Annotated in this window: 16 protein-coding genes and 1 riboswitch; of the genes, 9 read left to right on the forward strand and 7 right to left on the reverse strand. The window is 32.2% G+C overall.

Going from position 1 to position 14,860, the window contains the following annotated elements:
• Positions 1 to 51: 51 nt before the first annotated feature.
• Positions 52 to 342, reverse strand: a complete 291-nt coding sequence (locus ACY3JM_RS08630; RefSeq protein WP_463091613.1) for a hypothetical protein — start codon at positions 340 to 342, stop codon at positions 52 to 54.
• On the opposite strand from ACY3JM_RS08630, the gene ACY3JM_RS08635 reads away from it, so the two are divergent.
• The 4 genes from ACY3JM_RS08635 to ACY3JM_RS08650 all read left to right on the forward strand — a co-directional run bounded on the left by ACY3JM_RS08635 (position 272) and on the right by ACY3JM_RS08650 (position 4,458).
• Positions 272 to 1,036 (forward strand): ABC transporter permease, encoded by a 765-nt coding sequence (locus ACY3JM_RS08635; protein ID WP_463092602.1) that lies wholly within the window; start codon positions 272 to 274, stop codon positions 1,034 to 1,036. The two genes, ACY3JM_RS08630 and ACY3JM_RS08635, sit on opposite strands and share 71 nt — an antisense overlap.
• A gap of 93 nt (positions 1,037 to 1,129) precedes the next feature.
• Positions 1,130 to 2,146, forward strand: a complete 1,017-nt coding sequence (locus ACY3JM_RS08640; protein WP_463083409.1) for a sugar-binding protein — start codon at positions 1,130 to 1,132, stop codon at positions 2,144 to 2,146.
• A gap of 67 nt (positions 2,147 to 2,213) precedes the next feature.
• Positions 2,214 to 3,701, forward strand: coding sequence for a sugar ABC transporter ATP-binding protein (locus ACY3JM_RS08645; protein ID WP_463111288.1), 1,488 nt, complete (start codon positions 2,214 to 2,216; stop codon positions 3,699 to 3,701).
• Between the two features lie 58 nt (positions 3,702 to 3,759).
• Positions 3,760 to 4,458, forward strand: a complete 699-nt coding sequence (locus tag ACY3JM_RS08650) for an SDR family oxidoreductase (protein ID WP_463083407.1) — start codon at positions 3,760 to 3,762, stop codon at positions 4,456 to 4,458.
• 51 nt (positions 4,459 to 4,509) lie between these two features.
• Here the strand turns inward: ACY3JM_RS08650 and ACY3JM_RS08655 are convergent, their stop codons facing one another.
• The 6 genes from ACY3JM_RS08655 to ACY3JM_RS08680 form a co-directional block, all read right to left on the reverse strand.
• Entirely contained in the window at positions 4,510 to 5,055 is a 546-nt protein-coding gene (locus tag ACY3JM_RS08655; protein ID WP_463083406.1) for a PsbP-related protein, read from the reverse strand.
• 21 nt (positions 5,056 to 5,076) lie between these two features.
• Positions 5,077 to 6,144, reverse strand: a complete 1,068-nt coding sequence (locus tag ACY3JM_RS08660; protein WP_463111289.1) for an endo-1,4-beta-xylanase — start codon at positions 6,142 to 6,144, stop codon at positions 5,077 to 5,079.
• A gap of 5 nt (positions 6,145 to 6,149) precedes the next feature.
• A complete protein-coding gene (locus ACY3JM_RS08665) occupies positions 6,150 to 7,499 on the reverse strand; it encodes an MFS transporter (protein ID WP_463083404.1) in 1,350 nt (449 codons plus the stop codon).
• Positions 7,500 to 7,515: 16 nt separating this feature from the next.
• Positions 7,516 to 8,304 (reverse strand): mechanosensitive ion channel family protein, encoded by a 789-nt coding sequence (locus ACY3JM_RS08670; protein ID WP_463111290.1) that lies wholly within the window; start codon positions 8,302 to 8,304, stop codon positions 7,516 to 7,518.
• Between the two features lie 149 nt (positions 8,305 to 8,453).
• The gene (locus tag ACY3JM_RS08675; protein WP_148805828.1) at positions 8,454 to 8,966 is read right to left on the reverse strand and encodes a rubrerythrin family protein; all 513 of its coding nucleotides are present in this window, start codon (positions 8,964 to 8,966) and stop codon (positions 8,454 to 8,456) included.
• 76 nt (positions 8,967 to 9,042) lie between these two features.
• Positions 9,043 to 9,984, reverse strand: coding sequence for a phosphotriesterase family protein (locus ACY3JM_RS08680; RefSeq protein WP_463111291.1), 942 nt, complete (start codon positions 9,982 to 9,984; stop codon positions 9,043 to 9,045).
• Between the two features lie 100 nt (positions 9,985 to 10,084).
• Between ACY3JM_RS08680 and ACY3JM_RS08685 the strand changes: the two genes are divergently transcribed.
• The 5 genes from ACY3JM_RS08685 to ACY3JM_RS08705 all read left to right on the forward strand — a co-directional run bounded on the left by ACY3JM_RS08685 (position 10,085) and on the right by ACY3JM_RS08705 (position 14,854).
• Entirely contained in the window at positions 10,085 to 11,032 is a 948-nt protein-coding gene (locus tag ACY3JM_RS08685; RefSeq protein ID WP_463111292.1) for a YbgA family protein, read from the forward strand.
• A gap of 23 nt (positions 11,033 to 11,055) precedes the next feature.
• Positions 11,056 to 12,075, forward strand: a complete 1,020-nt coding sequence (locus ACY3JM_RS08690; RefSeq protein WP_463083399.1) for a zinc-dependent alcohol dehydrogenase — start codon at positions 11,056 to 11,058, stop codon at positions 12,073 to 12,075.
• Positions 12,076 to 12,241: 166 nt separating this feature from the next.
• Complete coding sequence (locus tag ACY3JM_RS08695; RefSeq protein ID WP_463111293.1) at positions 12,242 to 13,663, forward strand: cellulase family glycosylhydrolase; 1,422 nt, start codon at positions 12,242 to 12,244, stop codon at positions 13,661 to 13,663.
• Between the two features lie 40 nt (positions 13,664 to 13,703).
• Positions 13,704 to 13,823: riboswitch (TPP riboswitch) on the forward strand.
• Positions 13,824 to 13,878: 55 nt separating this feature from the next.
• Complete coding sequence (thiS, locus tag ACY3JM_RS08700; protein ID WP_463083618.1) at positions 13,879 to 14,073, forward strand: sulfur carrier protein ThiS; 195 nt, start codon at positions 13,879 to 13,881, stop codon at positions 14,071 to 14,073.
• A gap of 7 nt (positions 14,074 to 14,080) precedes the next feature.
• The gene (locus tag ACY3JM_RS08705; protein ID WP_463111294.1) at positions 14,081 to 14,854 is read left to right on the forward strand and encodes a HisA/HisF-related TIM barrel protein; all 774 of its coding nucleotides are present in this window, start codon (positions 14,081 to 14,083) and stop codon (positions 14,852 to 14,854) included.
• Positions 14,855 to 14,860: the final 6 nt, after the last annotated feature.

A 14,860-nucleotide genomic window follows, 5' to 3' on the forward strand; every position in this document is an offset into this window, starting at 1 on the left:
AATCTTGAGAAAAGTTTTGATTAAAAATTTTTTAATGATATAATAAAAACGTTAACGTAATCTTTTTAAAAAGGGGTGATAAAGCATTAAACCAGAAAAACAAAGAAAAAGAGGATTCTTCAAGGAATTTAACATTCTTATTGCCCTTATTGTACTTTGTGTATTTATAACCATTCTCAACCCAAAATTTATAACTCCCTTTAACTTACAAGTAATAGCAAGACAAGTAGCAATATATGGTCTTTTAGCTATAGGTGAAACTCTTATTATTATTGGAGGAGGTATTGATCTTTCTGTAGGGTCTTTGGTAGCTTTAACTGGAGTTTTAGTAGCTCTTTTCATGAAAAATGGAATTGATATGTACATTTCCATATTATTAGTTCTTCTATTTTCCTCTACAATAGGTTTATGGCATGGATTTTTTGTTACTAAGCTTAATGTACCACCTTTCATAATAACTCTGGGAACATTAACAGCTGCAAGAGGACTTGCTTCAGTAATAACAAAGGGTTGGCCTATAATAGGCCTTCCAGAAAAGTTCTTTTTTATAGGTCAAGGTGAAATTTTAGGAATACCCTTTCCATTAATAATTCTTATTTTTTTCACTCTTCTTTCCTTTTTCATCACTAAATATACTGTTCTCGGAAGAAATTTATATGCCATTGGCGGAAATATTGAAGCGGCAAGACTTTCTGGAATAGATGTGGATAAAATTAGAATATATACTTACATCTTTGGATCCTTTCTTGCAGGAGTAACAGGAATAATAATTGCATCAAGACTAAGTCAGGGACAGGCAGGAGTAGGTGGAGGATATGAACTAAGTGCTATTGCTGCAGCTGTTATAGGTGGAACATCCTTATCAGGCGGTGAAGGTACTATTCTTGGTACGATTATAGGTGCCACCATAATGTCAGTTATTTACAATGGACTAATTCTATTGGAGATATCTTCTTATTGGCATGATGTGGTAATGGGACTTGTCATTGTTACAGCAGTAACCTTAGATATCTGGAGGAAAAAGAAAAAGCCATAAGTTGGAAAGGAGGTGAAAATTTTTCTTAATTTGTTAATCTAAACAAAATTTCTGAACCTTAAATTAAAAAAATTAACAGGGGGGAATAAAAAAATGCGTAAATTACTTGTTATCTTATTGATTTTAGTATTTCCTTTCATATTCTCTACTGGATTTTCAAAAGATATACATGTAGCGGTTATAGGAAAATCTGTACATCCCTATTGGGCAGAAGTAGAATTAGGGGTAAAGAAAGCTGCCCAAGATTTAGGAGTTAAAGCCACATTCTTTGTACCTCAAAAAGAAGATATTCCAGCACAGATTTCTCAAATGGAATCTTTCATTGCTATGGGAGTAAGTGGTATAGCTATAGCACCATCCGATCCTACAGCCATTGCCCCTACTATTGAAAAGGCTATGGCAAAAGGTATTCCAGTAATAACCTTAGATACTGATGCTCCTCAAAGCAAGAGACTAATATACATTGGAACTGATAACTACTCAGCTGGAAAAATTGCTGGTTTGGTAATGTCTGATCTTTTAGGAGTACGTGGCGGAAAAGTAGCAATAGGTACAGGATCACTTACTGCTATGAATTCCTTAGAAAGAATGAGAGGATTCATGGATGGTATAGCTAATAACAAAAGAATTACAGTAGTTACAAAACCTGCACTCTGTGACTTTGAGGATACAGGAAGAGCAGTAACTCTTGCTGAACAAGCCTTACTTACCTACCCAGATCTGAGAGGTTTCTTCGGGGTATATGCATTTAATGGGCCAGCTGCAGCAAAAGCTGTAAAATCAGCTGGAAAAGTAGGCCAAGTAATCATAGTATGTTTTGATACCACAGCTGAGCATATGCAACTTATAAAAGAAGGAGTTATTGCTGCAACCGTAGGACAGAGACCATATATGATGGGTTATAAGAGTGTAGAGGTACTTACTAAGATGGCTCAAAAGGGTGTAGATGCAACCCTTAAAGAATTACCTGCTAATAGAATTATTGACACTGGAGTTGATGTGGTAGCAGGAGATAAATATGTAAAGAGCATAAAGAGCGTACAAGCTCTTACAGTAGAACAATATAGAAAGAAGCTCCAAGAGTTAGGAATTCCTGTACAAGGCTGGTAAATTTATTAAAGGAGAGGGGTTTTATTACCCCTCTCCTTTAAAATAAAATGGAGGTGTAGATTATAAAATGAACCAAGAGATATTGATAGAGATGAGAAATATATATAAAAGTTTTCCAGGAGTTCAAGCCCTGTCAGATGTCAACATAACAGTATATAAAGGAGAAATTTTAGCAATTGTAGGTGAAAATGGAGCAGGAAAGTCTACCCTAATGAAGATTCTTGCTGGTATATATCAAAAGGATAGTGGTAAAATAATATTTAAAGGTAAAGAAATTAATCCTCAAACACCTCACGAAGCCCAAAGTCTTGGAATATCTATGATACATCAAGAATTTAATTTAGCACCCAATTTAGATATTGCAACCAACATCTTTTTGGGAAAAGAACCCAAAAAGGGGAAATTAATAAAAATTTTTGATTATAAAAAAGCATTCTATGAATCCCAAAAATTATTAGAAATAATAGGTTTAGATTTACCTTCTGATACATTAGTAAGGAATCTTACAGTTGCCCAACAACAAATTGTAGAAATCGCTAAAGCTCTTGCATCAAAATCAGAGATAATAATTATGGATGAACCTACATCAGCATTAGCAGGAAAAGAAGTAGAAAAACTATTTGAAATTGCAAGGAATCTTAAGAATCAAGGAGTTTCCATCATATTTATAACCCATCGTTTAGAAGAAGTCTTCCAAATTGCTGAAAGAATAATTGTTTTAAGAGATGGGAAAAAGGTAGGAGAATTGCCTGCAGACAAAGAAAGATATAATGAAGTTATAAGATTAATGGTAGGAAGAGACCTAAGAGTTATTCCAAAACCTGAAACTGAAAAAGGAGATATAGTATTAGAGGTAAAGAACCTTTCATCAAATAAAATCCACAATATATCTTTTTATTTAAAAAAGGGTGAAGTTTTAGGTATTGCTGGACTTGTAGGAGCAGGAAGAACAGAGATTGTCAGAGCAATTTTTGGAGCAGATCCAAAAACCAAAGGGGAGATATATTTAGAAGGTAAAAAAGTAGATATTAGGACTCCTAAAGATGCGGTAAAATTGGGTATAGGATTAGTGCCAGAGGATAGAAAGTTACAAGGACTTATTTTAAATATGGCTATATATGAGAATATATCTCTTGCTTCCTTACCCTTTTTATTCCCAAACTATATTATAAAGGCAGAAAAAGAATATAAATTAGCAAATCACTTTGTAGAAAAGTTAAAGATTAGAACCCCAAGTATTTTTCAAAAGGTATTAAATCTATCAGGAGGAAACCAACAAAAGGTTGTTTTATCAAAGTGGCTTGCCTTAAATCCTAAGGTCTTAATATTGGACGAACCAACAAGAGGTATAGATGTAGGAGCAAAAGCAGAAATACACTCTTTAATTGGTGAATTAGCAAAACAAGGTATTGGAATTATACTTATTTCTTCAGAACTTCCAGAGATCTTAGCTTTATCTGATAGAGTATTGATAATTTCAAAGGGGAGAATAACAGCAGAATTACCTAAGGAAAATATATCTCAAGAAACTATAATGCAATATGCAGTAATTTAACATCTCTAAAAAATAGGATAAAATAATTGCAAAATATATACTTAAAGGAGGAAATTGTATGTCCTATATTGTATTAATAACAGGAGCGTCAAAAGGTTTAGGTTATTCGTTATCTGAGCTTTATCTTTCAAAGGGTGATTATGTAATTGCTACCTATCGAAAGAATTTAGAAAACTTAGAGAAGATCAAAGATAACCCTAATCTCCTATTATACAAAATGGATGTAGCAGATGAAAATTCTGTAAAAGATGCTTTTGAATTTATAAAAGGCAAAGTTCCCCATATTGATATATTAATTAACAATGCAGCAGTCTATTTGGAAGACAAAACAAAAACAATCGAAAATGTAGATATAGAAAAAGCCATACAAACACTGAATATAAATTCTATAGGCCCCTTAAGAGTATTAAAATACTTCTTCTCTTTAGTTGAAAGAGGGAACAAGAAATTAATAATTAATGTATCTTCTGAAGCGGGTAGCATATCAAATTGTTGGAGAGATAGAGAATATGCCTATTGTATGTCAAAATCAGCCTTAAATATGCTTTCTGCTATATTACAAAATTATAGCAGAAACAAAGGTATAAAAGTGCTTGCAATTCATCCTGGATGGATGAGAACCGATATGGGTGGTCCTAATGCTGATATTCCCCCAGAAGAAGCAGCAGAAGGAATTTATAATTTATCTATGAAAGAATGGGACATTAATGATAAAAACATCTATATGGATTATAATGGAAATCTTATGACGTGGTAGATTTATGAATTATACTTTGTGGGAGGGACTTAAATTAGTCCCTCCCTTTTTTTACAATATTTGAAATGTTTTTAAGCTATTTTCAAAAAGAGGCAAGTATTTATCAAAAGTATCCTTAAGAGCAGAGAAGGTAAAAACATAGAATTTATGATCTTTAATAAAGTAAACTTGCTTTTGTTTTATAGCTATATCTCCTACCACCTTAATTAGATAAACTAATTCATATCCTTCAAATCCCGCCACATCCCTTTTACCCTCACTTTGGAATTCTATTTCCCCTAATTCCTCTGAAACATAGCTTAATTCTTTTTTGATTGATGATATTAACTCATCGTTTATAACAGCTTCCTCATCTTCTGGAATATTTAGTATGTTAATATTAAAGTTAACTCTAAAACCCAAATCAGCAGGACCAACAAAAATAGCAGCCAAATTATAAGGAGCACCATCCTTAAATTCCCAATCTATAGGTGGAATTATTGAAAATCCATATTTTTCATTTATATACCTTTCTGTATCTGCTAAAATAAGATTGATGTTAATAGTAAGCAAAACTAAAGAGACTATTAAAAATCTAAAAATTCTTTTATAAAACATTAGCTTAAATTCCCCCCATTTTTAAAAATTTACAATTTCCCAAAAAGCCTTCTTAGGATTGTGATTCTTATCAAAAAGAAGTGGATAATCTTCTCTCCCTCTTACAGGCCAAAAGAAAAGCCATGTATAATCATCAGCGACTCCCCAAAAAGTAACTCCTGTAACTTTTCCTTTGTATTTTCTTAATATTGCAAAAGCTTCTTTATAAAGTTGAGCTTGTCTTTCAAGTCTATCCTCAGGAGGAACTTTAAAGTTATTATTTTCATTTCTATCATAATAAATCGATATATCGAATTCTGTAATCTGCACTTCTACACCAAGCTCTAAAAATCTCTTTATTGAATCTTCAAGCATCTTAGGAGTCGGCCAACTCAAAGTCCAATGTCCTTGAATACCAATACCATGAATTGGTACCCCTTTTTCTTTCAATCTTTTCACCAATTGATATGCTTTCTCTCTCTTTACCGGATCCTCCAAATTGTAATCGTTATAGAACAACTTTGCATTCGGATCTACCTCATGTGCCCATATAAAAGCTTTTTCTATAACTTCTTCTCCACAAATATCGTACCATGGGGCTTTCCTTAAAAATTCATACGGATTATCTGATAATGCTTCATTTACCACATCCCAAGCATAAACCTTTCCCTTATAATGGCCTACTACTTCCCTTATATGTTCCTTTAATCTTTCTAATATTTCCTCTTTAGTACCTGTTCCTCCCTCTTTTCCAGCAAAAACCCATGGTGGAGTCTGATTGTGCCAAACCAAAGTATGTCCCCTTACTTTCATACCATTTTTCATGGCAAATTCTACAATTTCATCAGCAGGATCAAAATTATAAACATAAGGTCTAGGATGAATAACTTCCCATTTCATCTGGTTTTCAGGAGTCAAACTGTTGAAATGCTTTTTAAGAAGTTCTTCATAATTATAAATATTTAAATTACTTACAGCAGCACCAATTAAAAAATAATCTTTATAAACTTCCTTAAGCGATGGTATCTCCATAGCTTTCACCTCCCTTAAAGGGGTCATTATAGAAAGTACTAAAAGAAACAAAACAAAAATTTTTAAACTGAACCTCATAAGAATTAACCTCCTTTCTGTTTTTTCATTGAATTTTTTATATTTTCAAGCTTTAAATATAGATCTTTCAATTCTTTCTCAAAGAAGAATACCAAGAGAAAAAGCAAAATACCACATGGATACCAGAAAATAGAAGAAATTGATAAAGAAAAATCAAGTTTCGAAAATTTAATAAGATCTATAGCTCTTTCAGGAGGAACATTTATACTTACATTGGCTAAGACTCCTCCTATATATCTTCCAATTCCAGTACCTACCGAATCTGTCAGATTAAAAATGGAAAAAATTGAAGTTCTATTTTCTGGTACATTAACATTCATAAGCATCATCTTTACATTAGGTCCTGTTAAAGAAGAAAAGAAACTTGCCAAGGTCCCCAAAAGGGCAAAATTCAAAAAAGCTTTTGAGGGTATATAAGCAAAGACAATATATGCAAGAGTTGCTCCAAGGATAGTACTTACACTACAAAATAAAGGAGTATACTTAGGTCTCTTTTTATAAAGAGCTCCACCTATAAAACCTCCCAAAAGAATTCCTAAAAGATTTCCTAAACCAAATAAGAAGTATATAAAGGTAGCCTGCCCCTGCGATAAATCTCTTTTTCCTACGAGGAAAGCTATAAGAAAATAAGGAATAGCTCCCCATGGTATAGTACCTGCTATACCCTGCAAAAAAAGAAGAAGATTGGTTTTTATTTTAACAAGATTTGCGTAGTCTCTAATATTTATCGTCCTTGGATAAACATAACCTGCCTTAATTAAATCTTCTATACCCTTTTCAGAATATCCTCTTTCTACATTAGGAATGAAAAATAAATAAAGTAAAGCAAGAATCCAGTTTGGTACTGATACAACTATAAAAGGTAATCTGAAATTTCCTGTATATTCATATACAAGGCTTGAAAGAATTACCCCAATAAGAACTCCCAATGATAGCGAAGAAGCAACAATAGAGGTTGCTTTACCTCTTTCTTCCTCTTTATACAGATCGCTAACAATAGAGAAAGCAAGTGGAAAAACCACACCTACACCTATACCCGTGAGAACTCTTAATATAAAAAATTGAGTCCAATTTTGGGCAAAAGCAGTTAAAAAACATGGTATTTCTCCTATGAGAATCCCAGTCACAAAAAGTATCTTTCTATTTATTTTGTCTCCAAAATATCCCCAAAAAAGTGATATGAAAGCTCCAAAAATAGTAAAAACAAGACCTAATTCTCCAAGATGGTTAAAATTTACATTAAACTCTTTCATAATCTGATCCATAAAAGGAGACATCACCAACTGATCAGCATTTAGAAAAACCATCATTAAAACTATTAAGGATAAGGCAAATCCTCTAACCCCCTTTTTCACAATAAATTACCCCCTCTTATACTTTTTGATTAATTCTTAAATCAACCACCATAAATGGAATAACAATTCCATTATCATCAAACTTTTTCTTTATTCTAATACTTAATGAGTTTGCAGCGTTGAAATAATTATCTCTATCTACCCAAAAATATATTGTATATGTAACACCAGAACTACCATATTCTTTAAATGCAACAATATTTGTTACAGAAGGATCTTTTACTACTAATGGTTCCTCCTCTAAGGCTTCTTTTATTAACCCAATAACTTTATTAAGATCCGAAGAATAATCAACAGTTACATCAAAACTTATTCTGCGATAAGGGCCTGGCCAATATTTAGTAACCATTCCAGACCATACTTTTCTATTAGGTATGTAAACCATCTTTCCATCAAAGGTTTTTAATCTGGTATGATTCATCTCCACAATATCTACCATTCCACTTATTCCATCAATTTCTACCGCCTCTCCTTCAAATACTTTTCTTGTAACTAGAACAAGTATTCCAGAAAGGAAATTAGTAAGAGGTTCTTGAAAGGCGAGTCCTAAAACAACACCTGATATACCAAGACCGGCAAGATACGGAGTTAAATTAATATTCCATATAGACAAAACAATTGCTAACCCAAAACCATATAAAAGAAAACCAATAATCATGGAAACTGTTTTAGGGGCCTTTATCTCTTTTCCTGTCCTTGAAACAACCCTATCTATGCCTTTCATGATAAATCTATGTCCAAAGAATGTTATAAATAATATTAATATGGAAAAGAAAACGTTTAAATATATGTTACCTAAATTCATTTTCTATACTAACCTCCAGCTAAACGCAAAATCTTTAAATATTATATCATCAGAATAATTTTATCTCAATTAATGGAATTATGGAGTAAAAAATGAGTTTGATTAAAAAATAAAGAGGGGGAGGAAAAACTCCTCTCCCCATCATTTTTTTACACAGAAAACTCTTTATATGAGCTTTTAGGAGCCCCACAAACAGGACATTTCTCTGGTGGCTCACCTTCTACAGTATGTCCACAGACTGGGCATATATAAATTTTTTCTGCTGTATAATCTTCATTTTTCTCCACTAATTCCTTTGCCTTTTTATACATTTCAGCATGTATCTTTTCTGCTTCCCAAGCAAATCTAGTGCTTCTTTCTGCCCCTTTTTCGTTTTGGAACAAAGCTGTATTGTTATACACTGGGTACATTTCTTCTATTTCAAAAGTTTCCCCTTCTATACATTGCATAACATTTTCTGCCATCTGTCCACTTATAAGCCCAAGTTCTCTATAATGGTTTCTTGCATGGATATACTCTGCATAGGCTATTGCTTTAAAAAGATTTGCAAGCTTAACTAAACCCTTCTTCTCAGCCTCTTCAGCAAAAATCATATACTTCATATGAGCCATACTTTCTCCTGCAAAAGCCTCATGAAGAAATTTTTCGGTCATCTTTCTCATATTTTTAACCCCCTTTATCTATTTCTTTATTTATAATTATAACAATTTTTTTTCTAATTCTCAAAACTTACTTTAACTATTTTTTTCTTATTCTGATCTCAAAAGCTCTTTTTGGATTTTCTATTAGAAACTTGTTTATTATCTCCTGAGAAATATTTCTCTTGATTAACTCAGGTATCAGTTTGTAAAAAATATCAGTATAACCTCTTATTTTTTGTCTTCCCCCATTCTTTTCTCCTACAGCATACCAACCTGCATCATGAGAGAGAAGTATCCTATCTTCAAATCCTTCTTTTATAACCCTTTCTATCAGCCTAACATGGTAATCAATAGGTCTTGCCCCAATTGAATCGTACTCAAGCCATATTCCTCTTTTTAATAACATTAAATGTACATCAAAATCCTCTATATTATCAGCATGTACTATTATAAGAGAAGAGAGATCTATACCCACTTTCTTAATAATATCTGTAACTTCAATGGCACAAACAGCTTCTCCAGTATGACATGCTATAGTAAGTCCTGTTTCAAGATGTGTTATAGCAGTAGCTATTATAAGTTTTTTATCTAAATCGCTGAGAGGTCCAGGATTTACTGCAGTCTTAATAAATCCTGGTTTTATATCCGTATCTTCAATACCTTCTTTCCACTCTTTAATAAACATTTCTGCTATTTTTTCTGCAGTTTCCCCATAATATTTTTTTGGAACATGTTTTCCATTACCTGCCCCATAAAATCCCGTATTTGTAACAATATTTAAACCTGAAAGTTCAGAAAGAATTTTTAATGTTTTAACATCTCTTCCTACATATTTAGGGGTGCATTCAAAAAAAGTTTTAACACCCAAATTCTTTATTTCTAATAAATAAGGCAACATGGTATTGATAATATCGGACCTTATAGAATTTGTTATCTCTATCTGATCTTCTGCAGAAGAAAAATCTACAAGAAGGTGTTCATGTACTAAAGTGAGCCCTAAACTTTCCCCATCTATAGCACCCTTTACAGTCATAATCATAAAAATTTACCTCCTTAAAAGATTTACTCCCTTAGTTTAGTATAACAGAAGATTAGTTTTAGATCTTTATTTAAAAATTTTAAAAAGATATAATTTAAATATGAGAAAGTTCATTAAGCCTAAAATAGTTTTAAGTTCATGTCTAAATTTAGAACCCGTAAGGTATAATGGAGAAATCATTAAAGATCCCTTTGTTATAAAACTTAGAGAATATTGTGAGATAATTTCTGTATGTCCTGAAGTATCCATTGGCCTCGGAGTTCCAAGAGACAAGATCATAGTTTATAAAGAAAAAGACAATTACGGTATTTATCAACCCAGCAAAGATTTAGATTTAACTCAAGATATGTTAAGTTTTACATATAATCTTTTATCAAATCTTCCACAAGTTGATGGCTTTTTATTAAAAAGTAAATCACCTTCTTGTGGAGTTTCCAATACACTTGTATATGCAGATAAACATGGTAAGGAATTTTACTTCAAAGGGAAAGGAATATTTGCTCAACTAATATTAGAAAAATTACCAAATCTACCTATAGAAGATGAAGGAAGGTTAAGAAATAGAGAAATAAGAGAAAAATATTTGATAAGAATTTTTAGTCTATCTGAATTGAGAAATCTTGAAAATCAACTAAAAAATATATCCCAACTTATAGATTTTCATCAAAGATATAAATATCTATTAATGGCCTTTTCACAAAAACATTCGAAAATTATGGGAAACTTAATAGGAAATTTTAATAAAGAAAAACCGTTGGAAGATATTAAAAAAACGTATTCTAATCTATTTAAAGAGGCCTTATCCTCAGCATTAAAGAGGGGAAATCAAGCCAATGTCTTACTCCATATTTTTGGACATTTTTCTAAAAAATTAAAAGAAGGAGAAAAATCTCATTTTCTCTCTTTAATTGAAAAATACAGAATGGGAAAGATAGAAATAAAGGTACTTCGTGAAATAATCAAATCCTGGGCTTATAGATTTGACGATCAATATATTATGAATCAAACTTATTTAGAACCTTATCCTGAAGATCTTGAAGAATCTTAATAAATACTAAGGGGGACAGTCTTATGAAAAATCAAGGTTGGCTTCTTAAAGAAATAAAAAGGTTAGAACTCATTGAAACACCTTATCCGTCAATAAAGGATGATGAAGTATTATTAGAAGTAATCTATGCAGGAATTTGTGGATCTGATCTTCATGCCTACCTGGGAGAACATCCCTTTGTAAAACCAGGCATTGTTTTAGGCCACGAATTTGTTGGAAAAGTAATTGATAAAGGAGAAAAAGTTAAAAATATGAATTTAGGAGATTATGTTGTAATTGAACCAAGTCTAACATGTGGGAATTGTTACAATTGTGTTCATGGAAGATATAATATTTGTAAAAATTTGGATGTAATTGGATGTACAAAAACTAACGGTGGATTCCAAAGATACATATCAATTCCCTCTCACAAGGTATATTCAATAAACGATATTCCTTTAAAAAGGGCTGTCTTAACAGAACCTTTAGCAGTAGCTGTTCATGGGGTTAGAAGATCGAGTTTCAAACCAGGAGATGAAGTATTAGTTATAGGTAGTGGTCCTATCGGTCTTCTTACTACCATATTTCTATATCTATCATTGCCTAAAAAGATAGTAGTTGTAGATCCTATTGATAAAAGATTAAAACTTGTAAAAGATTTATGCCCCAACATTATACCTATAAAGCCAGATGAGTTAACAAATTCCCTCTTTACCCAAGAAGGCCCTGACGTGACCTTTGAATGTGTAGGTATAGATCAAACAATAAATATGGCTATTGAAAATGCAAAAAAAGGAACAGATATAATCCTTATTGGTGTTCCTAAGGAGATATCTTTAGCTAAGCTTATTTATATCCAAGACAGAGAACTAAACTTAAAAGGCTCTCTTATGTATACAAAAGACGATTACCTAATTGCTATAGATTTACTAAGGAAAAATCAAGTAGATTACGAAAGATTAATCTCCCATATCTACCCATTTGAGGAGGTAAATAAAGCTTTTGAAGATATCATTAATGAGAAAGAAAAATATCTAAAGGTAATAATTGAAATAGCAAAATAAAGTCAAAATTTTAAAAAAAATTGTAAATAATTTACTCAAGCATTATTCTAATATTTCACACGTTTTTCTCTTGCATTTGTTACAAAAAATATGTAATTATTTACAAATTTTTTACTATTTGATATACTTTTTAAAGAAAGTTAAAACGAAGGGGGTACATAAATATATGAAAAAACTAAAACTCCTAAACACATTACTTCTATTTTTAATCTTTATAAGTCTAATTTCTGGCTGTACTAAAACAACTGATATTTACAATAATACATTAACAGAAGATAATACCGTAATAATAACTAAAGAAAATATAAATAAGGCACCCAGTACATCTGGCATAAAGGGGGTTAATAATCCCCACATTTGGTTTGATTCACAAGCATATTCCGCCCTTGATACCATAAAAAGCTATGGTTTTAATACAGTTAGAATTGTTTGGCAAACAAATGGATCAGCCTCAAGATTGAAACAGATAATTGATAGATGTAAAAGCTTAGGTCTTAAACCCATTCCTGAATTGCATGATGTTACAGGTAGTACATCTACTAGTGACTTAGATAGAATGGTATCTTGGTGGATAAATAATAAATCATATATCGCCAGTGATGTCTGGATAAATATTGCAAATGAGTGGGGACCAAGAAACAGTACTATTTGGAGAGATGCTTACAAAAACGCTGTAAGTAGAATGAGAAATGCTGGAATAAATAATGTATTAGTAATCGACTCGGGTGGATGGGGACAAGATGACCAAGATATTTTAAACTATGCCTTAGAGGTACTAAATTCTGATCCATTAAAGAATATTGTCTTTAGCATACACATGTATGGAGAATGGAATGATAATAGCAAAATTTATAATTTTTTGTCTACTTGTAAGAACCGTGGTATTCCTATCATTGTAGGTGAATTTGGATATAACTACAATAACGGTAACAACAATCTTGGATGTAAAGTTGATGCTTTATACCTAATGCAAACCTGTAGAAATCTTGGAATAGGCTTTATTGCATGGTCATGGACAGGCAATAACAGTGAAAATGCATGGCTTGATATGACTTCCCCTTCAGATTGGAAGACTCTAACTTATTGGGGCAAAATGGTAGTGTACGAAAAAGACCCAAATGCTGGAAATTCGTCAGTATTATATAATTTTGAAGGTAGTACTCAAAATTGGACAGGTACAAATGTAGTTGGAGGACCATGGTCCGTAAATGAATGGGCCTACAATGGAAGTTATTCTTTAAAAGCTGATGTAGACTTAGGTACAGGTAAGCAATTTTACCTTTGTATAATTTCAAATCATAATTTTTCTGGAAAATCAAAACTTAAAGCAGTAGTAAGACATGCAGCCTGGGGTGATCAAGGAACAGGCATGCAAGCCAAATTATATATAAAGGTGGGAAGTAATTGGAAATGGTATGATGGAGGCACTGTTAATATTAGCTCAAATACATCAGGGACTGTATTAACTTTAAATCTATCGGGAATTTCAGGACTAAATGACGTAAGAGAATTAGGAGTTCAATTTTTATCTGGCAGTGGATCATCAGGAAGATCTGCTATTTACCTTGATTATTTAACTATCGAGTAAAATAACTTCATTTTGTGGTATAATTACTAAAAATTGAAGATAGGGTTTCCAGGGGAGCTGAGGGGAAAAGCTCGGCTGAGAGGAGGTCTATAATCCCGACCTCGACCCTTAGAACCTGACCCGGGTAATACCGGCGGAGGGAGTGAAAATTATTGGAATTTAAAGGACCGCTTGGTAATATCCGGGCGGTCCTTTAAGTTTTATATGGAGGTGAAATTTATATGTTAGTAAACGATATAGAAATAAAGTACAAGGGAAACATTAAAGGACTTCTTTTAAAACTTAAATACCCTTTAGAAAAAATAGCCGTTCTTGTTAACGGAGAAATTATTAAAAAAGAAGATTGGGAAAAATATTATCTTAAAGATGAAGATTATGTGGAAATAGTATCCTTAGTAGGAGGGGGTTAAGAAGAATATGCAGTTTGAAATTGGTGGAAAAATAATAAACAATAGGTTATTTGTGGGAACTGGAAAATTACCAGATTATAGCATTATCAAAAATATGTATGAAGAACTCAAAATAGAAGTATTTGTCGTAGCAGTGAGAAGAATAAATACAGATATAAATAAAGGCAACTCTATATTAGATTTTATCCCAAGAGATGCTACCATCATGATAAATACCTCTGGGGCAAGAAATCATAAAGAAGCTGTAAAAATAGCTCTTATCGGTAGAGAAATTACAGGATCAAACTGGATTAAGATCGAAATCACAGGAGAAATGAAATATCTTCTGCCCGATAATGAAGAGACAATTAAAGCATCAGAAATTTTAGTAAAAGAAGGCTTCAAAGTATTTCCATATATATCACCTGATCTTATAATTGCCAAAAAACTTGAAGAAAAGGGAGTTTCAGCAGTAATGCCTTTAGGATCTCCCATAGGTAGTAATAAGGGCATTGATTCAGAAATACTAATTAAAGCAATAATTAATGAAATTTCTATTCCTGTAATAATAGATGCAGGAATTGGTAAACCTTCTCACGCCGCAAAAGCTATGGAGTTAGGAGCTGATGCTGTACTTATAAATACAGCCATAGCTACTTCAAAAGATCCCTTAAATATGGCAAGGGCTTTTAATTACGCTGTAAAAGCTGGAAGATTGGCATATGAAATAGGACTTCCAGAAGAAAAAGATTACGCAAGTGCAAGCTCTCCACTTTATGATCTCATTAAAAGTTTGGATTAATAGGTG

The organism is Dictyoglomus sp. SSW (genome assembly GCF_055181335.1).